Genomic DNA, 21,026 nt, shown 5'->3' with positions numbered 1-21,026 from the left:
TTCGCCCGCCCAAGCCTTCTAGCCCCTCTCCGCGGGTACAGCCAGCGTCGAGACCGGCGCGGCCGCGAGAGACCGCCGGTGCTCGGGCGGCTCGGTCGCGTCAAGAATCCGATAGTCCCAGCGGTGTAGCGTTTCGGTGACCCGCTGCGAGTTCGACTCCATGACCTCGCAGATGACGGCCGGTCGCACCCGGCTCAGGATCTCCTCGGCGCCGCTGAACACCGCGTGTTCCGCCCCTTCCACGTCGATCTTCACGAGGTCCGGTGCGGAGAAATGGCCGAGCAGGCTGTCCAGGGTGAAGGTGGGCACAGTTTCCACCGCACGAACGCCGCCTGTCTGGCTGCTTCCGAAGCCGTCGAGATGGTTTGTTGCGCGGCTCCGACTCGCCACACAGAACCGGCTGATGCCTACCGCCGATCCAACGGCGGCAGGGAGCACGTCGATCCGGGCCCGGTCGTTGGGGATCCGCAACGACCGGCGGAGTAGGTTGACCAACCAGGTGTCCGGCTCGACGGCGAGGACCTTGCCGGTCCTGGTCGCCGCGGTGGCGGCGGCGAAGGTGAACAGCCCCACGTTCGCGCCGATGTCCCAGATGACGTCCCCGGGACGGACAAGCTCGTCGGCCAGGGATGTGAGCATCGGATCGATCTCCGTGAGACGCGGGCGCAGGTACTTCAGCCCACCCTCGGAGCAGACGTAAAGCCTGGTACGGCCGAAGGGAGGAGGCATCCGCCGCCGCAGTACCAGCCGATGGGACAGGTGCTCTGCGACGTTGCGTACTCCTGGTGCCTTGGCCACGGTTGGTCTCCTTCAGACTGGGCTGTGGTTGCTGGTTCCGGGATTCTGCGGGCGGCCTTCCGTTCGGCTGGTCGGGACCTCCCGGGGTGGTGTGGCGTCGGTGTCCGCCCGGTAGCCGATCTGAAGATCGATTTCGACTGGTAGGCTGGCTTCCGTGGCGTAGACGACGGTGCAAGCAGACACGGTGGCCTGCCAACCGACTGCATGCCGACGTTTGCGAAGTTCCCAGACGCCGTGCTGGTTCGTCTTCTCGGGTCGGCCAGCCGACCTGGATCGGAGCGGCGTGGTCGGGCGCAGGACGAGTTCTCTTCCGGCCGGTGGTGCGATGACCACGTGGAGATCGTTGGGTGCACCCGCCACCGTCGCATCCGTTCCAGGTGCGAGCTGGAGGAGGATCTCGACCCGATGGCGTCCGGCGCCGGTGATTCGATCCCGGAGAATGAGTCCGGCCGGATCGAGCTGCCAGGTTCTCTGGTGCATTGGTCGACCGGGCAGATGTCGGTAGCCGTCATGAGACGCTGTCAGCGTGGCCTCACGGTTGCGACAGGTGAGTCGGATCAGCTCTGGCCTGGCGCGGCGACCGGCCCGGAAGGCTCCCCAGACCTCGGTCGAGTCCGAGCCGTCGACGACGACTGTTGAGTGCGCGGCGCTTGAGCGTTCAGTGTCCCGAATGGGCCCGGGTTCGTAGGTGGAGGTGCCAGTGTCGACCAGAACTGGCCTGCCATCAGCCCAGAGAAGAAACGAAAGCGTGTCGGCGTGGGCATGCGCCGGCAGGTCGTCCGGGCAGGGCGAGCCGACGTCGGCGATGAGATGCCAGGGGCCCGCGCGCAGCACCGCGAGACCGCTGTCGGCCAGCAGACTGCAGATGGCCACGTCCGCTGGGTCAGACCCGGGGACTGTGGTCGAGGGTGAGCTACCCAGCAGGTCGTCCACGGCGGCCTGGGGGACGGGGTAACCGTCGTTGAGGAGTGGTACAGCCTGGTCCGGGCCGAGTACGTCAGCGAGCCAGCCGCGCATCCTGTCTATGGCCTCGGACAGTGCCGCTGGCACATCGACACTGACCGCTCTCAGCAGCGAGGCGAGATCATCGAGGTCGGCCAGAACCTGACAGTGGTAGGCGGGCGCCCGTTCGTAGTGGCCGCCGTCTCCGAGCACCTGCCGCTCCAGCTGGCCGAGCAGCGCGCCGATCCATCGGTGTCGATCCAGTCCGTCGGTGTCGGCCACCGCGAGGCCGATGAGGGCCTTGTAGTTCTTCAGCAGGTGGTTCCCGCCGACGTCGGTCTCCAGATGCCCGCGCAGGAATGACCGGTGCAGCCCGAGATCTGCCCGTACCGCGTCCTCCGCGGCGGTGCCGCGCACCAGCGTGTGCCAGAGTCCGCACAGCGTCCAGGCCCGCAGCGAGGCGACATAGGGTGCCCAAGCAACGCCCTGGCCGACTCGGACGGCGTGACGCCAGGAGTGGTAGAGGCCGCTGAAGATCTGCCCGCCGTCGTCGGATCGGGTCAGCGCCCAGGCCCAGTCCCAGTAGTGCAGGTGGTATCGCCACAGCATGGGGGCGTGGATCTGGTTCCAGTCCACATCGACGGATCCGGACCCGGCTGGGTGGAGGCGCCGGGTGGCGCCGAGCAAGGTGATGTGCCCCCGCACGATCTCGTCCGCCGTAGGGCCGGTGTCCGATCGCGCGATTCGGCCGTCGAACGGAGTGAAGTCGTTCGGCCAACATCCCGACACATGGTCATGGGGGAGCAGCGCCGTGGCGATGCGGGGGGCGTGCGTGAAAGCGGCTCGCTGGGCGTGGAGCCGCAGCCGCGACCGCACCTGGGCTGGCCGCAGCGTGGCCAACGTACGGAGGTAACGCCCAGTACGTGCGGGGCCTGTCATCGCGCGGTGGTTCCGGCGGGCGTGCTCTCGGCGGGCGTGGCCTCCCGAGGTCTCTCCGCGCTTCGCTGGGCGGGGATCGCCACGCCTGCCCGCCCTACGGCATCCCGGCCGGATGGGAGGTTCCCGGTGCCGGCCGCTCCGGCGGTACCGGCGGTGAGCGGGATGCGACCCAACGCTGTGACCGTCAGCTCGTACCACGCGTGGTACAAGCAGAACAGCAGCCCGCTGAACCCGTCCCGCCAGCCCGCCCGCAGAACATACATATAGACGAAGAGTGCGAGCGGCCGCGCCGGGACGAGCGGGTAGACGACCTCCTTGGCCAGTGCCCGGGCCAGGGGCCTGGTGGAGGTCCCGCGGGCGCGGACAGCCGTGAGCAGCTGGCGGGCCGGCGACGGTTCGGCCGCGCGTCGTCGTGCCTCCAGCTCGGCGTAGCCCACATGCCTACGGAGCCAGGCCGGGAGCCCCTTCGCGTCCTCGTCAACGAGGTCCCCGGCGAGGCGCAGGACTCTGCCGGTCACCGTTGCCCGCTCGCCGTACTCGGCGGCTGTGTCGAAGGATGCCCGTCGGCGGTCGAGCAGCCTTGCCTGCCAGCTGTTGGTGTACCAGCCGCAGTGGGCGATCCACCGGCCCGCGAAGACCAGGCGACGGCGCTGAGCGTAGGCTGCGCAGTCCTCGGTGCCCAGCCTGGCGGCGATTTCCTGGGCGAGGTCGACGGAAACCCATTCGTCGGCGTCGAGGAAGAAGACCCAGTCGTGGGCGATTTCCTGCGCGCGCATCGCCCACTCGCGTTGGGCGGCGAACCCCCGCCAGGGTTCGTGCCAGATGGTCGCGCCCGCGGCCCGCGCGATGTCGGTGGTTGCGTCGGTCGAGCCCGAGTCGACCACGACAACCTGGCGGCACCATTGGACGGAGGCGACCGCGCGCGCGATGTTTACCGCTTCGTCCCGGGCAAGGATGATCGCGCTCGCCGGCACCGTTCCCGGTGCCGGCGCGCCGGGGGCCGGTCGCGCGGGGTCGTAGCGGACCGGCCAACCCCGCCTGCCCGGAGATCGGGGCGCAGTCATGACAGGCTTCCCGACGGGTTGAGCAGCCAGTCGAAGTACCGTTCGGGGTCGAAGGGGTTCGCCGCCTCCGGCGCGAAGACGGCGTGCATGGCTGTCTGCATCGCGGCCGCGATGTCGACGGGATCCGCACGGTCGTAGGGAGTGAGAACCGGCCCGGCGACTTCCCGGTTCTGGGCGGTGTCGGGTGCCACTACCGGAACACCGGCCAGGCGTGCCTCGGCGAGTGGATAGCCGAACGACTCGATTCTCGTGGGATAGACGAGCGCACGGCATCCTCTTTGGAGCCCGGCGAGGCGGTCGGGCGACAGCCGTCCGACGAACCGCAGGCGGTGGGCGCCGGCCAGACCCTCGGCCCGCGCCTCGGAGGCAGTGGCTGTCACCGTGACGCGCACGTCCGCGCCGCTCGCCTCCGACACGAGTTCAGCCGCCTCGTCCACCGGGCGTAGTAGCGCCCCCATGGCCTTGAACGGTGCGAACAGCACTGGACACAGAAAGTCGGGTGTGCCTGGCGCGCCCAAGGGGGTTGCGGCACCCCGGTCTTCCCGAGGACGGGGGATCGGTGACAGCGGATGGGGGCGTACGACGATCCGGGAGGCCAGTCCTGGTACGGCCGCTGACACCCGTTCAGCCATGGCGGTGGTCGGGACCACCACGACGTCTGATCGGCGGGCGCATGCACGGACGACGTGCGCGGTGCCGAGAACTTTCGGCGGCAGCCCGCCGGGGAGCCGACGGATGTCCTCCGGCGGCAGGAAGTGCAGAAGATTCCGCAGCAGGACCCAGCGCTGCGCGCCCGACGCGACAAAGCCGATGTTGTTGAGCGCGACAGCACGGCGGTAGCGGGCGGGTCGCTCCCGTCGGGCGAGCCACGACGGCGCCATGCCGCGCCCGCGCCCGACCAGATGGACCGGAGCCGCCGGGCGGGCGTTCAGGTAGGAGTCCAACTCGGTGAGGAACCGCAGGGCGCCTCCCATGCGGGCACCTGCGCAGTCGACCAGGACGCCGGACGCGCCCGACGGCCCGGTCACGCGGGTACCCGGCCCGCGTTGGCCGGGCCTGCGTCAATCCGGTTCGCGCCGGCCCGGTCCGCGTCCGCCGGGGCGGCCGTCGTCCGCCTGCGGGGCGAGGGGACCCGAAGTCGCCGGGCGTAGAGATAGCCTGACGGCGCTCCGGCTAGATCGTCTGTCCGCCGAAGAGAGTTGTCGAGGAGGGCGGCCTCGAACCCGTTTCCGGCCAGAACGGCGAGGAGAGAGGCTGGCGCCCCGAAGCCAGGATGCACCTCCATCACGATCCGGTCGACCGCGTCGAGCCAGTCTGATTCCTCAAAGAGTGCGAACTCGGAACCTTCAATGTCCATCTTCACCAGATCGACGTGGTCCACGCCGCCCTGTTCGAGGACTTGGGACATGCTCAGGACAGGTATTCCGGCGAGCCAGGGTGCCCGGAAACCCCCACCGTCGTCGCCCGCGCCGGAAAGGACCCCCGAGGATGCCCCGACGAGGGCGTTCAGGAGCTGGATACGGTGGGCGACTCCGTTTGCCGCGGCGTGCTCGTGGAATGCCGTCGCGTAGCCGGCAAGCGCTTCGACTGCGATGACATCGGCTCCGGCACTGGCCGCCAGGACTGAGAACAGTCCCTGGTTCGCCCCCAGATCGACCACGACCTCGCCGGTGGCCGGGGCGTACCCGGGCTCGGCGAAGTAGACACGGCGCAGGTACATCTCCCGCGCTGCGCCGAAGGCGTCGCCGGGTAGTCGGATCTGGACGTTGTCGAGGGGGCGGCAGACGAGATCGCGTCCGGCCATAGCCTCGTCTGCCTTGGTAAGCGTGCCTGAGCGCACGATCGAGGGGGCGTTTCTCGCGACGGCGAGGGCGAAGCGGGCAGCGGTGCCGGTGTCCGTGATCTCAGCCGTTCTCCGCAGGTCGTGGGCGAGGACGCCGATCCGGCCGGCGACGGACGGCTGCGGCGGTATCGGCGGACGGCCCTGTTCGGAGGACCGGGACGGCGGGGACACCGGTCCCCACAACAGTGCGGTTTCGGCCGCGATGCCGTCGGCGAACGACCTCGGGGCGTAACCCAGGCTTTGTCGCGCATCCTCGATCGGGAACGCCTTGTCCTCGGTGAGCCGGGTGATCTGCTCGGCCTTCAGCCACGGGTGGCTGGTGAGTCGCTCGCAGACGGCGGTCAGCGTGACGGCCGGAGCTGTCGGCAACGGGATGCAGGTGACATGCCGTCCAAGTGCCGAGGCCGCCTCGCGCACGATCTCCCGGAAGGGCAGCGGTTCCGGTCCGGCCACGTCGAACGCCCGACCCAGGGCCGCGTCGGACCCGACGGCGCGTAGCAGCAGGTCCGCCAGGTCGTCGACGTGGACGGGCTGGTGCAGATGGCAGCCTCCGCCGGGGACCGGCAGCACGGGTGTCCTGCGCAGCAGCGCGAGCAGTCGGCACATGTTCCGGTCGTCGGGACCACCGTAGATCATCGTGGGACGGATGATCGTCCAGTCAAGGCCGCTCGTACGGATGGTGTCCTCGGCCGCGATGCGGATCTGTTTTGTCGGCGGGTCGAGGGTGGTGAAGACCCCGGTAGTAGAGACGAACACGGCCCTTTCGATGCCGGACTGTCTGGCCGCGTCCACGATCGTCCGCGCATGACCGGAGCCGAGCGAGGACATGGTGACCAAGGCCCGGCAGCCACTGGCGAGGAACGCCGAGGCTACGGTGGCGGGGGCGTCGAGATCGCCGCGGATGACCAGCGCGCCCATCCCGGCGATGGTGTTTCCGGCCCGGGAGGTGCGCGCGAGGCCCGTGACCTGGTGCCCCTCCGCCAGGGCCCGTGCCACGAACCGCCGGCCCAGGAACCCGCTTCCGCCGGTCACGAGCAGTCTCATGCGGACACCTCCGAAGCTGCCGATCCGTGCTGTGTGGTCGAGGGGGCCACGTCGCCGCGCTCAGGGGACGGCCGTGCGGTCGGGTTCGGGGCCCGGACAGTTTTCCGGTCGCAGGCCTCGGTGGGCCGCGACCGCGGGTGTGGGATGTCCGCCGCTGGCAGCAGTCCGAGGACCAGATCGCGGTAGCGTCGGGCCAGGTCCGCGCGGTTGAAGTGGGCGACGACGTGCGTATGGCCCGTGTGGCCCATCTGCGCGCGCCTGCGCGGACTGGTGGACAGCGCCTTGATTGCGGCGGCGAGGGCGTTTGGATCCTCAGGCGGCACCACCACGGCGCCCGCGTCGGCCAGGATGCGGGCGGCCTCCCCGCGCACCGCGCCGATGACCGGCCGGCCGGCGGCGAGCATCTCGAACATCTTCGACGGGATGAAGGTGTTGAACAGTGGAACGTCCCGCAGTAGCACCAGGCAGATGTCGGCGGCGGCCAGCAGGCTGGGTACCTCGTCGCGAGCGACGGCCGGGTGCAGGGTCGTGTTGGTCAGTCTGTGTCTCGCGACGTGCGCGGCGAGCCGTTGTTTGTCGGCGCCCTCGCCAACGAAGGCGAAGTGCACCGGGGCCCCCTCCCGACCCAGCTGCTCCGCGGCGTCGGCGACGAAGACGAGCCCTTGGGAGATGCCGTGCGCGCCGATGTAGAGAACCAGCAGGTCGTCGGGTCGAGCACCGAGACGTTCCCGGATTCTGGGGATGGCGGCGCGCTGGTCCTCCGGGTCGGGACGAAACCGTGTGACGTCCACGCCATTGGGGATCGTGTGCACCTTGGCCGCCGGGATGCCGCGTCCGATGATGTTCTCGCGGAAACCCTCGGTGACCGTCACGACCGCATCGGCGGCGCGGTAAGCGGCGAGTTCGAGCCATTCGAGAGTTGCGATGATCCAGCGGTTCCTGATCACGCCGAGCTGGATGAAGATCGCCGGCCACAGGTCGCGTACCTCGACGACCAGCCGCGCGCGCCGCAGCCGTGCCAGTACCCAGGCTGACCCGAGCGAGAAGAAGGTGGGTGAGGAGACGACGACCACGTCGGTGGGGCCGGCGCTCCGGGCGCCGAGCACCACGGAGGTCACCATGAACGACAGGTGCCCGAGGGTCTTGAGTAGAACGCCCTCGTTCGGTGTCGCGTAGAGCCAGGTGCGGACCACCCGGTACCCGTCGATGTGCTCGACACGGCGCAGCGTGCGGCGGTAGGCGGCGGGTACTACGCCGGTCGGATGGTTGGGCAGCCCGGTCAGCACGGTGACGTCGAGTCCATCGGCGGCCCATGCACGGGCGGTCTCCGAGAGCCGGGCCTGCGGTGCGCCGACCTCGGGCGGGAAGTAGTGGGTGACCAGCAGGACCCTGGGGGGGCCGGAGCCGCACATCACGAAGTCCTCCTGCAGACCCTCGACGATTTGGTCAGGATTCATTACTCTCGGCTGTTGATTCTATTCGTATAGTAGTCAATTTTCGTGACGGTCGAGGGAGTGCCCCGGTGCGCGTCATGACCCGCGGCGCTTACCGCTGATCGCTGAGATGGTCGGGTAGCCGCGTCATTCCGGCGGCCTCGGCCGGGTCCAGGGCGAGCGGGGGATCGGCGGCCTGCCGCTGTCGTGGCAGAACGAGCCCGATGTCGCCGTCGGCCGGAGTGGGTCCGGCCGGCGCGGGACGGGTTGGTTCGGCCGCCCGGCGCAAGCGCATCCGTGCGCGGGCGGACGGGACCAGTCGAGGCGCGCTCAGATAGCCCGTGAGAAGCGCGACAATCGTGAGGTCGGCTGCGCTGCGGGCACCCGTGCCGCCCCGTGTGCCCAGCAGCCCGAGACCCGACATCGCCGTGACGAGACCGGCAACCGTGACCGTGACCCGGGTGTGCGTCCAGCCGACATCGGTGAGCCGCTGGTAGGTGTGGGTGCGGTGGGGCAGGTACCAGCACTCGCCTCGCCGGACCCGGCGCAGCAGCGTGGCGCTGGTGTCGGCGAGGTAGAGCAGCAGCGGCGCGACCACCGCCTCGACCGGGATCCCGGTCACGACGCCATGGAGCGCGAGCGCGGCGAGGCCCGCGCCGAGTGTATAGCTGCCGACGTCGCCCAGGAAGATCCGCGCGCGGGGGAAGTTGAACGGTGCGAAGCCGATCGCCGCCCCAGCCAGAACGGCGCCGCCCGCGGCCAGGGACGGCGCGTCGTGGAGATGGCCCACGACGACGAGGGCACCGCCGGCGACTGCGGCCTGCGCGGCCGAGATGCCGTTGATCCCGTCCATGAAGTTGAAGGCGTTGACGAATCCCGTCACCCACAGCGGGCCGATCAGCGCGGCGGCGGGCAGCGCCGCCATCGGCAGGATCGCCGCGTCGTCGAGGGACACGCTGATGAGGACCACAGTCGACACCACCAGGCCGGCGAGCAGCTGCAGGGCCAGTCGGCGCAGTGGGGCTATGCCGCCCACGTCGCCGCCGAGGTCCTCGGCGAGGCCGATGAGGCCGAACAGCGTCACCCCAACGGTCATCGGGAGCAGGTCGGGGGCATCGCCGTGACCGCTGGCGAGTAGGAGAACCAGCACGCCGGCGAAGAGGCCGAGGGCTACCGCGATGCCGCCGCCCCGCGGGGTCGGTACCTGGTGCGAGGAGCGTTCGTTGACGTCGTCGATGGCGGCCAAGCGTCGCATGGCGCCGAGCACGACCGGTGTGGCCGCGAGGGTGACCAGCAACGCCGCGGCTCCCGCTCCGACCATGTCGCTCCTTACGGTTCGGCCGGTGATGACCCGCGCGTGGGCACGCTGGCGCCGACGAAGGCGGATCGCTCACAGGTAGGTGTGACACTCCAGCGGCACGGCAGACCGATGTTCGCGACTGAATGTAATGCATCAACTACGCTCCGCTGCATGATGCGAGTGCGAGTGTCCGACCCGTCGCGGAGCCGCGGATCTTCTGCGCGGCAGGTCCAGGCGATGGGCCGGGATCTCCGGTGAGGCAGGTGGTCCAGGCCGCCGGCGGTGGAGAGGTTCGGGTCGTCGACACTCCGATTCCCTCCATCGGCGCGACTGAGGTACTTGTCGAGACAGTCGCCACCATCGTGTCCGCCGGCACCGAGCGGGCGGTGACGACGCTCGCCCGGTCCGGGCTGCTGGCCAAGGCGCGGGCACGCCCCGACCTCGTCCGCCGGGTGGCGGAGAAGGCCAAAGCGGACGGGATCGGCGAGGCGGTCCGCTCGGTCCGCAACCGGCTCGCCTCCGAACTGCCCCTGGGCTACAGCGGGGCCGGCCGGGCCGTCCGGGTGGGTACCGCTGTCGAGGGCATCCGGCCCGGTGACGTGGTGGTCACCGGCGGGGCGGGCTGGGCGAACCACGCCGAGTTCCAGGCGGTACCCGGACTGCTGTGCGCGCGGGTACCCGCCGGGGTCCCCGCGGCCGATGCCGCCTTCGCGACCATCGCCGCCATCGCGCTGCACGGGCTGCGCCTGGCCGAGGTCGGACCGGGATCGAAGGTGGTCGTCGTCGGGCTGGGTCTCATCGGCCAGCTCGCCGCCCGCATCGCGCTGGCCAGTGGATGTGACGTGGCCGGTGTGGACCTCGCGGACCTGCCGCTGACCACCGCCGCCGCGACCGGCGTGCGGGCGCTGCGCGAGTCCGGCGACGCGACCACGGCCGCCGTGCGGGAGTGGAGCCGGGGACGCGGGGCGGACGCGGTGCTGATCTGCGCGGCGGGCCGGTCCGGCGACCCGGTGATGCGGGCGACCGAGTTCGCGCGCGACCGTGCGCAGCTCGTCGTCGTCGGGGACGTCCCGCTGGGTTTGGCACGCGCGCCGTTCTACGAGAAGGAGCTCGCCCTGCGCTTCGCGCGCTCGTACGGCCCCGGCCGGTACGAGCGTGGCTACGAGGAGTGGGGCGTGGACTACCCGGCGGGCCAGGTCCGCTGGACGGAGGGCCGCAACCAGGAGGCGGTGCTCGACCTGCTCGCCGCCGGCCGGCTGTCCGTGGCCGATCTGGTCACCCACGCCTTCCCGCTCGAGCAGGCCGCGGCCGCCTACGATCTGGTGGCGACGCGACGGGAGCCGTACCTGGCCATCCGGTTCGACTACCCGCGCCGCGCCGAGCTGACCGAGCCGGTGGAGGGCGCCCTTTCTGCGGAGGGCACTCTGCCCGCGGAGGGCATCGCACCGACCCGGGGTTCCGCCCCGGGGGACGCACGGCGGGCCGGACAGCGCACGCAACAGGTGGCGCGTCCGGTCGGCTCGCCGGGCCGACGCCGAGGTGACCGTGTCGGTTGGATCGGCGCCGGGAACTTCTCCGGCTCGGTGTTGCTGCCGGCTTTCCGGGCTGCCGGTTTCGACCGCTTCATCAGCGTCGCTTCGGCCGGTGGGCGGTCGGCGCGCGCCTTCGCCGACCGGCATGGGTTCCAGGGGGCCGCGACCGGGGTCGACGAGCTGCTCGACGACGACGACCTCGACGTGGTGGTGATCGCGACGCCGCACTCCACGCACGCCTGGCTGGCCGCGGCGGCACTCGAACGGGGCCGGCACGTGTGGTGCGAGAAGCCGTTGGCTCTCGACCTGGCCGAGCTGGAGATGGTCGAGCAGGCGGCGGCCGTGGGCGGCGGCGTGCTGATGGTTGGTCTCAACCGCAGGTTCTCCCCGGCGGTCGTCACGGCCCGGCGGCGCCTGGCGGAGCGGGACGGCCCGCTGAGTCTGGTCTACCGGGTCGCGGCCGGTCCCGTACCCGCTGATCACTGGTATGGCGACCGGGTCGAGGGCGGCCGGCTGCTGGGCGAGGTCTGCCACTTCGTCGACACCTGCGCCACGCTGGCGGGAAGCCGGGTCGAGGCGGCGACAGCGCTGCCTGGTCGCCGTGGTGAGGCGCTGCTGGCCGAAGACCTGGCCGTGACACTGCGGCACGTCGACGGAAGCCTGTCGACCATCGCGTACAGCTCCGCCCGCCCCCGGGCCTGCCGGAAGGAGATGGTCGAGGCTTTCGCCGGCCGGCGTCACCTGCGCATCGACGACTTCCGGGAGCTGGTGGTCGACGGCAGCTCGGAATGGAAGGGCGCGCAGGACAAGGGACACCGGGCGGCGGCCGGCGCGTTCCTGCGGATGTGCCGCGGCGGCGCGACCGACGTGACGGCCGAGCTGATCGCGTCGTCCCGGGCGACACTCGCCGCCGCCGCGAGCCTCGGCACCGGACTTCCACAGTCAGTGGAGGCAGCCGCCACCGGCCCGGCCGTCATCGAGCCGGCCGGTGCTGCCCGCACGGGCACGGTGCGGGTGGGCGCGGGCGCGGTCGGGGTGCCGGCGGCGCGGACGGCGGATCCGGACAGCACGCCTCTGGACGGCGCCGGCCTTCCCGCCGCCCAGAGGGGGAAGAGCGAACCATCCCTCTGACGTAGGGGTAACCCGGGTGGACCCGGAGACAGGAGAACAGAGATCGTGCCTCGCGCGCTGATTACGGGAATCACCGGCCAGGACGGGTTGTATCTGGGGGAGTTGCTGGTCGGTCGGGGTTATGAGGTGTTCGGGCTGGTGCGTGGGCAGTCGAACCCGAAGGTGGCGACCGTGGAGCGGCTGGTGCCGGGGGTCGTGTTGTTGGAGGGTGACCTGACGGATCTTCCGTCGTTGATCGGCGCGGTGGAGATCTCCCAGCCCGACGAGGTGTACAACCTGGGCGCGATCTCGTTCGTCGGGCTCTCCTGGAAGCAGGCGGAGCTGACCGGGGAGACGACGGGGATGGGGGTGCTGCGGGTTCTGGAGGCGCTGCGGATCGCGGGTGGTAATGACCTCTCGCGGGTGCGTTTCTACCAGGCGTCGTCGTCGGAGATGTTCGGAAAGGTGCGGGAGACGCCGCAGCGGGAGACGACTCCGTTTCATCCGCGGTCGCCGTACGGGGTGGCGAAGACGTTCGGGCATTACCTGACGGTGAATTACCGCGAGTCGTACGGGTTGTTCGCGTGTTCGGGGATGTTGTTCAATCACGAGTCGCCGCGGCGGGGGATCGAGTTCGTGACGCGGAAGATCTCGCGGGCGGTGGCGCGGATTTCGCTGGGTCTGCAGGACTCGGTGTCCCTGGGGAATCTGGAGTCGCGGCGCGACTGGGGTTTCGCGGGGGACTATGTGGACGCGATGTGGCGGATGCTCCAGCAGGACACCCCGGACGACTTCGTGGTCGCGACGGGGGAGACGCACAGTATTCGTGAACTTCTGGACGTGGCGTTCGCCCGGGTGGGGATCGAGGACTGGTCGGGGTATGTGCGGTCGGATCCGCGGTTCTTCCGGCCGGCGGAGGTGGATGTGCTGGTGGGGGACGCGTCGAAGGCTCGTGAGGTGCTGGGGTGGAAGCCGCGGGTCGGCTTCCACGAGCTGGTGGAGATGATGGTCGACGCCGACCTCGCCGCCGAGCGGGCCGAGGTGTCCCACACGGGGTCGGCCCACCCGGACACGGTGGTCGGCGGCCTGGAGCGCAACTGGACGGCGGCGCCGTGACCGCGGCCTTCGCATCCGTACCTCCGGCGTCGCGCGCCGCGGGCAGGTCCGATCCCGCGCTGGTGCCCGACCAGGGCGCTCTGCCCGCGGCCGGCCTGCACGCCGTCGTCATCGCCGGCGCGAGACCGAACTTCATCAAGGTGAAGCCTGTTCTCGACGCGTTGGCGGCCGACGGTGCCCGAAGCAGCTTCGTGCACACGGGACAGCACTACGACGAGGCGATGAGTGACGTCTTCTTCGCCGATCTCGGGCTGCGGCAGCCCGACTACCATCTGGAGGCGGGATCCGGCTCGCACGCGGTGCAGACCGCGGCCGTGATGACCGCGTTCGAGCCGCTGCTGGCGCGGCTTGCACCCGATGTCGTCGTGGTCGTCGGCGACGTGAACTCGACGTTGGCGTGCGCGCTCGTCGCGGCGAAGGCGAACGTCCCGGTCGCCCACGTCGAGGCCGGCCTGCGCAGCGGTGACCGGACGATGCCCGAGGAGATCAACCGGATCGTCACCGACCGTGTGTCGGACCTGTTGTTCGCCCCCAGCCCCGAAGGTGTCGTCCACCTCCTCGCCGAGGGTGCGCGACCGGAGTCGGTCCACCTCGCGGGCAATGTCATGGTCGACACGCTGCTCGCCTGCCGGGAGCGGGCCCGCTCCCGGCCCGTGCTCGCCGATCTGGGCCTGACCCCCGGGGAGTACGGCCTGGTGACACTGCATCGGCCGAGCAACGTCGACGACCCGGCGGTACTCGACGGGCTGCTCGCGGCGCTGGGCGAGATCGCGCGCCGCTGCCCGCTGGTGTTCCCCGTTCACCCGCGTACCGCCAGCCGCCTGGCCGGGCGGCTGCCGGACGGGGTGCGGGCACTCGGACCGGCCGGCTACCTGGACTGCGTCGCGCTTCAGATGGGTGCGCGACTGGTGCTCACCGATTCTGGTGGTGTCCAGGAGGAGTCCACGGTGCTGGGTGTTCCGTGTCTGACCCTGCGGGAGAGCACCGAGCGGCCGATCACGGTCACCGAGGGGACGAACCGGGTGGTGGGCTGTTCTCCAGCGGCGATCATGGCGGGCGCGTTCGAGGTGCTCGACCGCCCACCACCGCCGCGTTGTCCCGATCTGTGGGACGGGCATGCGGGCCGGCGGATCTCCGCGGTCCTCGGGCGGACCCTCGAACGTCGGGCCCGTCGTGGCGGCGGGTCCCGCCCGCGTGGGCGGGCGGAGGCCGTGCCCGACCCCCTGCTGCCGACATCGCCTGTCGATCGCGGAGCGTGACACACCGTAATGCTGTTGCGTAGCTGACAGTATTTAATGAGTGACAATAAGTTCATGACTTCTTCGGGAAAGCTGGTGGTGGTCGGCCAGGGGTACGTAGGTCTTCCCGTGGCGATGCGCGCGGTCGAGGCCGGCTGGCGGGTGGTCGGCGTCGACGTCGACGCCGGGCGGGTCAAGCGGCTCGCTGCCGGTGAGTCGTACGTCGAGGACGTCTCGCGGGACCGGCTCGCCGCGGCACTCGACTCCGGGCGGTATGAGCCGACGGCCGACTTCGCGGCGGCCGCGGGGTTCGACGTCGCGGTCGTCACCGTCCCCACCCCGCTGCGGGAGGGCGCGCCCGATCTGGGCTACGTCGTCGAGGCGGCCCGCAGCCTGGCGCCACTGGTGACACCGGGGGCGACGGTGGTGCTGGAGTCGACCACCTATCCGGGTACGACAGAGGAACTGTTCGGGCCGTTGCTGGAGGAGGGATCCGGGCTCACCGCCGGAGACGACTTCCGGCTCGGCTACTCCCCGGAGCGTATCGACCCGGGAAACCCGACCTGGCGGCTGGAGAACACGCCGAAGGTCGTCTCCGGCGTCAACGACGCCTCGCTCGAGGCGGTCCGGGCCTTCTACGACTCGCTGGTGGACCGTACCGTGTCGGTCGCCTCGACGAGGACGGCCGAGCTCACCAAGCTGCTGGAGAACACCTTCCGGCACGTCAACATCGCCCTGGTCAACGAGCTCGCGATGTTCGCGCACGAATTGGGGGTGGATGTGTGGGAGGCGATCGACGCCGCCTCCACCAAACCGTTCGGGTTCATGCCGTTCCGGCCCGGCCCCGGCGCCGGTGGCCATTGCCTGCCCATAGACCCGTCGTATCTGTCCTGGCGGGTGCGGCGACGGCTCGGCCGCAGCTTCCGGTTCGTCGAACTGGCCAACGACATCAATGACCACATGCCGGACCATGTGGTCCGTCGTGTGATCGACATGCTCAACCGGCGCGGACGCTCGGTGAGCGGCAGCCGCATCCTTCTGCTCGGACTGGCCTACAAGAGGAACACCGGTGACTCCCGTGAGTCGCCGGCCGCGCGAGTGGCCGCGCTGCTGGCCGATCTCGGCGCCGGGGTCTTCGCGGCCGATCCGCACGTCGACCCCGCGCAGGCGCCGGGACGGGTCGCACTGGTGGACGCCGACGCGGCGCAGATCGCGGCGGCCGACCTGGTGGTCGTGCTGGTCGACCACGACGCGTTCTGTCGCGACCTGGTGATGCGTCACGCCACGGCCGTCCTCGACACGCGCCGGTGGCTGCCGGCCGCGTCGACTCGTGCCGCCGGGGCGCCGGCGGATCGTGAGCAGACCGGAGCGCTACCCGGCCCGGCACTCGACTCGACGGCCGACGTACCGGCGGCGGCCACCGACTCGCCGGTCAGGGTGGTCGTTCCAGCACCACGTTCCGCGCCGCGCCGCGCCCTCATCGAGTCGCTGTGAGACCCGTGAGGGGGTGACCTGCGGCTGTCGCGGGGCGCCCCGCCTGTTCGGTCGTCCCGAGGTCCCGAGTGTCGTGACTCTGTGTAGTAGAACTCTCTCTGTAGGTTGGCGAAGGTTGCCGGGTGTCCTGGAGGGAGCTGGGAGAGTCCTCATGACCACGGAGTCTCGGATCCGTCGGAGTGCCGATGCGGCGATGTTCGCCTGTTCCCCGGCGGGCACGTATCGCCACGGGTTGAGCTGGCCCGGTGCGCTCGACGAGGCGGGAGTGCCGCGCCGGACCGGCGGCTGCGGGTGAACGGTACGGCGCGGAAAGTGACCACGACGGAGGCAACCAGAGCACATGGGTGGCAGATGGACCGGCGGCAGACCGACTGGTGGCAGGGGTACAGGCGGCAGGGGGATGCGTGGCGCCCGCGGGTGGCTGGTGCGCGTGGTCCGGCGCTCGACGGGCTCGGTCGACAGGTGAGGGCGAGGCGCACGGTGGACGGCGACCGGACTGCTGGGCCCATCACGGTCGACGGGCCCGCCGGCAACGGCGAGCACCGTGGCTCGGGAAACGACCGCGAGCGCGCGTCGGTCGGGAGGCGGGTGGACCCCGCGCCCGCCCGCCCTGACCGGGACAGTCCTGTGACGGTGCTGGAGGTGCTCCCGAGGATGGACCGGGCGGGCGAGGTGATCCGCGCGGTCAACCTCCTGCGGCGCCTGGACCCGCAGGAGTACCGGCTGCTGTTCTGCGTCACCTCGGGTGCCCCCGGATCGCTGGACGACGAGATCCGGGCACTGGGTGGCGAGGTCCATTACTGCCGCGCCGACCTGAGGTTCCCGCTCGCCTTCTACCGGCTGCTGCGTTCGGTCCGGCCGGACGTCGTCCACTCGGGTGTGGCGACCTTCTCGGGCGTGGTGCTCGCGGTGGCCCGGGCGGCCGGTGTGCCGCGCCGTGTCGCGCACTTCTTCAGCGGCGCGGACCAGAGCGGCGAGAGCCTTCGCGGCCGCCTCCAGCGGATGGTGGGGCGGGTGCTGCTGGACGCGTTCGCCACCGACCTGCTCGCGGCCAGCGAGGCGGCGATGCGCGGACGGTGGCGGGAGACCTGGCGGCTCGACCCCCGGTGCCGGGTCATCTACAACGGGGTCGAGCTCGAGCCCTTCGGAGTGGCCATCGCGGGCCAGCGGCCCATGCCGGACCTCCCCGAACTCGACGAGTTCGGGGAGGCCATGACACCGCAGCTGACCGTCCTGCACGTCGCCCGCCCGGACCCGGTCAAGAACCGGGCCCGGGCCATCGAGATCGTCGCGGCGATGTGCGCGCGGGGGCTCGACGTCCGCCTGCGGATCGTCGGGCGCCAGACCGAGGACGAGACCGAGCGGCTGATGACCCTGGCCCGGGGTCTGGGTGTGTCCGACCGGGTCGAGTTCATCGGCGAGCGGCTCGACATCCCGAAGCTGCTGGTGACCTCGTCGCTGCTGCTGGTGACTTCGCTGCGCGAGGGGCTGCCGAGTGTGGTGCTCGAGGCCTGCGCGGTCGGGACCCCGGTGCTGTCGTCCGACCTGCCGGGAGTGGGGGAGATCGCCCGGGTGCTGCCCGGGATCACCATGCTGCCGCTGGGCACCCCCAACGAGATCTGGGCCAACACCGCGGCCGATCTGGCGGTCGTCCCGCCCACGATGGACGAGCGCCGTGAGGCGATGCGGCGGCTGCGGCGGTCCCCGTTCACGATGGAGAACTGGCAGCGCGACATCACGGCCGTCTGGTCGTAGCCGGGGTGTGCGGCCCGCTTCTCCGCGGGCGGGTCCGTTCTCGAGGAGCGCCTGCCGCGAGGCGGGCCCGTCTCCGACGGGGCGCTCTCCGCGAGCTGGACCCGTCCAAGGTGGACTCCGGGCGGGTGGGACATCCCACCTCGGTCGCCGACACCCTTATCGTCTTGTTCTGTCCGGCCGCACGGCGTGAGGTGCGCGTCCGGGCGGACCACCTGATATTTTTAGCCTTGCTAATTAAATGTGGCGCGGATTCCGGTGAGGTGCACCGGCGTCCGGGAGGCGATGGTCACAGGCCCACCGGCCCCGCCGGAACGTGACCGACGGTTCCAGCCACCGCCGTCACCCCTGAGAGTGCCAGGATGGGACGAGGTGGCCGAACCGTGGCGAGTCACGGTGTCGACCGGATGTGATCGCTGCTGGTGTCGGACCTCCCCGCGGACGAGGAGCGGGTGAGGTGACGAGGAGGAGACGAAGGCCATGGACAGCTTCGGCAGCACCGGCAGACTCGCGGTAGGTGATCGCACCTACACGATCAGGCGGTTGGACGCGGTGCCCGGGGCCGACCGCCTGCCGTACAGCCTCCGCGTTCTGCTCGAGAACCTGCTGCGCACCGAGGACGGCGCCAACATCACCGCCGACCACGTACGCGCGCTGGCCGACTGGGACCCGGCGGCCGAACCGAGCCAGGAGATCCAGTTCACCCCGGCCCGGGTCATCATGCAGGACTTCACGGGCGTGCCCTGCGTCGTCGACCTCGCCGCCATGCGCGAGGCGATGGTCGCGCTCGGCGGGGACTCCACGAAGATCAACCCGCTGGCGCCCGCCGAGATGGTGATCGACCACTCGATCATCGCCGACCACTTCGGCCGGCCGGACGCCTTCGAGCTCAACGCGACGCTGGAGTTCCAGCGCAACCGCGAGCGGTACCAGTTCCTGCGCTGGGGCCAGGCGGCGTTCGACAACTTCACCGTGGTGCCGCCGAACACCGGCATCGTGCATCAGGTCAACGTCGAGCACCTCGCCCGCGTGGTCTTCACCAAGGAGACCGCCGAGGGCACCCTGGCCTACCCCGACACCCTCGTCGGGACGGACAGCCACACCACGATGATCAACGGTCTCGGGGTGCTCGGCTGGGGCGTCGGCGGCATCGAGGCCGAGGCCGCCATGCTCGGCCAGCCGGTGAGCATGCTGATCCCGACCGTCGTCGGCTTCAAGCTCACCGGTGAGCTGCCCGCCGGCACCACCGCCACCGACATGGTGCTGACCATCACCGAGCAGCTGCGCAAGCACGGCGTGGTCGGCCGCTTCGTCGAGTTCTACGGCGAGGGCGTCGCGAACGTCCCGCTCGCGAACCGGGCCACGATCGGCAACATGAGCCCCGAGTACGGCTCCACCTGCGCGATCTTCCCGATCGACGCCGAGACCCTGTCCTACCTGCGGCTCACCGGCCGCCCCGACGAGCTCGTCGCGCTGGTCGAGGCGTACGCCAAGGAGCAGGGCCTCTGGCACGACCCGAGCCACGAGGCGAAGTACACCACCACCCTCGAGCTCGACCTGTCGACCGTCGTCCCCTCGCTGGCCGGCCCCAAGCGCCCGCAGGACAGGGTGCTGCTGTCGACGGCGAAGCCGGCGTTCCGCGAGGCCCTCGCCAACTACGCCAAGCCCACCGAGCTGGCGAACGGCGGCGCCGACGAGGCCGACGCCGAGTCGTTCCCGGCCTCCGACCCGGCGGCCGCGTTCGGTGACAAGCCCTCCGACGCGCCGGTCGCCCGGATCTCGGTCAACGCGGTCGCCGGTGACGTCAACGGGCGGCCGTCGAAGCCGACGACCGTCACGCTGGCCGACGGCACCAGCTTCGAGATCGACCACGGAGCGGTCGCCGTCGCGGCGATCACCTCCTGCACCAACACGTCGAACCCGCAGGTCATGATCGGGGCCGCGCTGCTCGCGCGCAACGCCGTGGAGAAGGGCCTGACCCGCAAGCCCTGGGTGAAGACCACGCTGGCCCCCGGCTCCAAGGTGGTCATGGACTACTACGAGCGGGCCGGGCTCATCCCCTACCTGGAGAAGGTCGGGTTCAACCTGGTCGGCTACGGCTGCACCACCTGCATCGGCAACTCGGGCCCCCTCGCCCCGGAGATCTCCGCCGCGATCAACGGCGCCGACCTGGCGGTCGTCAGCGTCCTGTCGGGCAACCGGAACTTCGAGGGCCGGATCAGCCCCGACATCAAGATGAACTACCTGGCTTCCCCGCCGCTGGTGGTCGCCTACGCGCTGGCCGGCACGATGGACATCAACATCGACACCGACCCGCTCGGCGTCGACACCGCCGGTGAGCCGGTCTACCTGCGCGACATCTGGCCGAGCGAGACCGAGGTCGCCCAGGTGGTGGGCGACTCGATCACCTCGGAGATGTTCGCGGACCGCTACGCCGACCTCTCCGGAGACGAGCGCTGGCAGGCACTGCCCGTCGGTGACGGCGGCGAGGTGTCGCAGACCTTCGGCTGGGTCGAGGACTCGACCTACGTCCGCCGTCCTCCGTACTTCGACGGGATGGCGGCCAAGCCGTCCGCGCGTACCGACATCGTCGGCGCCCGGGTGCTGGCCTACCTGGGTGACTCGGTGACCACCGACCACATCTCGCCGGCCAGCTCCATCAAGAAGGACTCGCCGGCCGGGCGCTACCTCACCGAGAACGGGGTCGCCCCGGGGGACTTCAACTCCTACGGCTCCCGCCGCGGCAACCACGAGGTGATGATCCGCGGGACCTTCGCCAACATCCGGCTGCGGAACAAGCTGGTGCCCGGCGTGGAGGGCGGCGTCACCCGCCACCTCCCCGACGGCGAGCAGGTGGCGATCTACGACGCGGCCCAGAAGTACGCCGCCGAGAGCGTGCCGCTGGTCGTGCTCGCGGGCAAGGAATACGGCTCGGGCTCGTCGCGTGACTGGGCTGCCAAGGGCACCGCACTGCTGGGCGTTCGGGCCGTCATCGCCGAGTCCTACGAGCGGATCCACCGGTCGAACCTGATCGGCATGGGTGTGCTGCCGCTGCAGTTCCCCGTCGGCGAGTCGGCGGAGTCGCTCGGGCTCACCGGTGAGGAGACCTTCACCATCACCGGGCTGGCCGACGTCGACGAGAAGACCCCGACGATCACCGTGCAGGCGGGGGACAGCTCGTTCGAGGCCGTGGTGCGCATCGACACCCCCGGCGAGGCGGAGTACTACCGCCACGGCGGGATCCTGCTGTACGTCCTGCGCTCGCTGATCTGATCTGACCTGGGTTCGATCCGGTCTGATCCGGTCTGATCAGGTCCGTCCGGAGGAGGGCACCACGCCCGCTCTCCTCCGGACGGGCCCGACGGGCACGCCCGCATCCCGCCTGTTCGGGCTCTGCGGGTTCTCGTGCCCCGCAGTGGGC

At 70.7% G+C, this 21,026-nt stretch carries 14 protein-coding genes; 7 read left to right on the top strand and 7 right to left on the bottom strand.

Annotated elements, in window-relative coordinates:
• Positions 1–18 precede the first annotated feature (18 nt).
• The 7 genes from E0504_RS13155 to E0504_RS13125 form a co-directional block, all read right to left on the bottom strand.
• Positions 19–798 carry an FkbM family methyltransferase gene (locus tag E0504_RS13155; RefSeq protein WP_243657499.1) on the bottom strand — a complete coding sequence of 260 codons (780 nt, stop codon included), beginning with the start codon at positions 796–798 and terminating at the stop codon, positions 19–21.
• 12 nt (positions 799–810) lie between these two features.
• Complete coding sequence (locus tag E0504_RS13150; protein ID WP_131624643.1) at positions 811–2,679, bottom strand: heparinase II/III family protein; 1,869 nt, start codon at positions 2,677–2,679, stop codon at positions 811–813.
• On the bottom strand, positions 2,676–3,743 hold the full coding sequence (locus E0504_RS13145) for a glycosyltransferase family 2 protein (RefSeq protein ID WP_131624641.1): 1,068 nt from the start codon (positions 3,741–3,743) through the stop codon (positions 2,676–2,678). The genes E0504_RS13150 and E0504_RS13145 overlap by 4 nt, the downstream gene beginning before the upstream one ends.
• Positions 3,740–4,771, bottom strand: coding sequence for a glycosyltransferase (locus tag E0504_RS13140; RefSeq protein WP_243657498.1), 1,032 nt, complete (start codon positions 4,769–4,771; stop codon positions 3,740–3,742). The genes E0504_RS13145 and E0504_RS13140 overlap by 4 nt, the downstream gene beginning before the upstream one ends.
• Entirely contained in the window at positions 4,768–6,630 is a 1,863-nt protein-coding gene (locus tag E0504_RS13135; RefSeq protein WP_131624639.1) for an FkbM family methyltransferase, read from the bottom strand. Before E0504_RS13135 ends, E0504_RS13140 begins: the two co-directional genes overlap by 4 nt.
• A complete protein-coding gene (locus E0504_RS13130; RefSeq protein ID WP_243657497.1) occupies positions 6,627–8,087 on the bottom strand; it encodes a glycosyltransferase family 4 protein in 1,461 nt (486 codons plus the stop codon). The genes E0504_RS13135 and E0504_RS13130 overlap by 4 nt, the downstream gene beginning before the upstream one ends.
• Before the next feature lie 88 nt (positions 8,088–8,175).
• Positions 8,176–9,384: a glycosyltransferase family 4 protein gene (locus E0504_RS13125; protein ID WP_131624637.1), complete on the bottom strand. Its 1,209-nt coding sequence runs from the start codon at positions 9,382–9,384 to the stop codon at positions 8,176–8,178.
• Between the two features lie 233 nt (positions 9,385–9,617).
• Between E0504_RS13125 and E0504_RS13120 the strand changes: the two genes are divergently transcribed.
• The 7 genes from E0504_RS13120 (at position 9,618) to E0504_RS13095 (ending at position 20,878) form a co-directional block, all read left to right on the top strand.
• Positions 9,618–12,026, top strand: a complete 2,409-nt coding sequence (locus E0504_RS13120; protein WP_131624635.1) for a bi-domain-containing oxidoreductase — start codon at positions 9,618–9,620, stop codon at positions 12,024–12,026.
• 45 nt (positions 12,027–12,071) lie between these two features.
• Positions 12,072–13,121: a GDP-mannose 4,6-dehydratase gene (gene gmd, locus E0504_RS13115; protein WP_165938504.1), complete on the top strand. Its 1,050-nt coding sequence runs from the start codon at positions 12,072–12,074 to the stop codon at positions 13,119–13,121.
• A gap of 62 nt (positions 13,122–13,183) precedes the next feature.
• Positions 13,184–14,380, top strand: coding sequence for a non-hydrolyzing UDP-N-acetylglucosamine 2-epimerase (gene wecB, locus E0504_RS13110; protein WP_131624649.1), 1,197 nt, complete (start codon positions 13,184–13,186; stop codon positions 14,378–14,380).
• A 54-nt stretch (positions 14,381–14,434) separates the two neighbouring features.
• Positions 14,435–15,853 carry a nucleotide sugar dehydrogenase gene (locus E0504_RS13105; RefSeq protein ID WP_131624633.1) on the top strand — a complete coding sequence of 473 codons (1,419 nt, stop codon included), beginning with the start codon at positions 14,435–14,437 and terminating at the stop codon, positions 15,851–15,853.
• Positions 15,854–16,004: 151 nt separating this feature from the next.
• Positions 16,005–16,148, top strand: coding sequence for a hypothetical protein (locus E0504_RS50350; protein WP_165938503.1), 144 nt, complete (start codon positions 16,005–16,007; stop codon positions 16,146–16,148).
• A 185-nt stretch (positions 16,149–16,333) separates the two neighbouring features.
• Positions 16,334–17,608 (top strand): glycosyltransferase, encoded by a 1,275-nt coding sequence (locus tag E0504_RS13100; RefSeq protein ID WP_243657496.1) that lies wholly within the window; start codon positions 16,334–16,336, stop codon positions 17,606–17,608.
• A gap of 477 nt (positions 17,609–18,085) precedes the next feature.
• On the top strand, positions 18,086–20,878 hold the full coding sequence (locus tag E0504_RS13095; RefSeq protein WP_131624629.1) for an aconitate hydratase: 2,793 nt from the start codon (positions 18,086–18,088) through the stop codon (positions 20,876–20,878).
• The last annotated feature ends 148 nt before the right edge of the window (positions 20,879–21,026 follow it).

The organism is Parafrankia sp. BMG5.11 (genome assembly GCF_004337455.1).
Note: the sequence above shows the minus strand (reverse complement) of the source record. Positions and strands in the feature narration are given on the sequence as shown.

What these genes read in the sequence shown, in the direction of transcription:
- E0504_RS13095 (WP_131624629.1), top strand. Translation starts at nt 18,086, where the DNA reads ATGGACAGCTTCGGCAGCACCGGCAGACTCGCGGTAGGTGATCGCACC.
- E0504_RS13135 (WP_131624639.1), bottom strand. Translation starts at nt 6,630, where the DNA reads ATGAGACTGCTCGTGACCGGCGGAAGCGGGTTCCTGGGCCGGCGGTTC.
- E0504_RS13105 (WP_131624633.1), top strand. Translation starts at nt 14,435, where the DNA reads ATGACTTCTTCGGGAAAGCTGGTGGTGGTCGGCCAGGGGTACGTAGGT.
- E0504_RS13130 (WP_243657497.1), bottom strand. Translation starts at nt 8,087, where the DNA reads ATGAATCCTGACCAAATCGTCGAGGGTCTGCAGGAGGACTTCGTGATG.
- E0504_RS13145 (WP_131624641.1), bottom strand. Translation starts at nt 3,743, where the DNA reads ATGACTGCGCCCCGATCTCCGGGCAGGCGGGGTTGGCCGGTCCGCTAC.
- E0504_RS13150 (WP_131624643.1), bottom strand. Translation starts at nt 2,679, where the DNA reads ATGACAGGCCCCGCACGTACTGGGCGTTACCTCCGTACGTTGGCCACG.
- E0504_RS50350 (WP_165938503.1), top strand. Translation starts at nt 16,005, where the DNA reads ATGACCACGGAGTCTCGGATCCGTCGGAGTGCCGATGCGGCGATGTTC.
- E0504_RS13125 (WP_131624637.1), bottom strand. Translation starts at nt 9,384, where the DNA reads ATGGTCGGAGCGGGAGCCGCGGCGTTGCTGGTCACCCTCGCGGCCACA.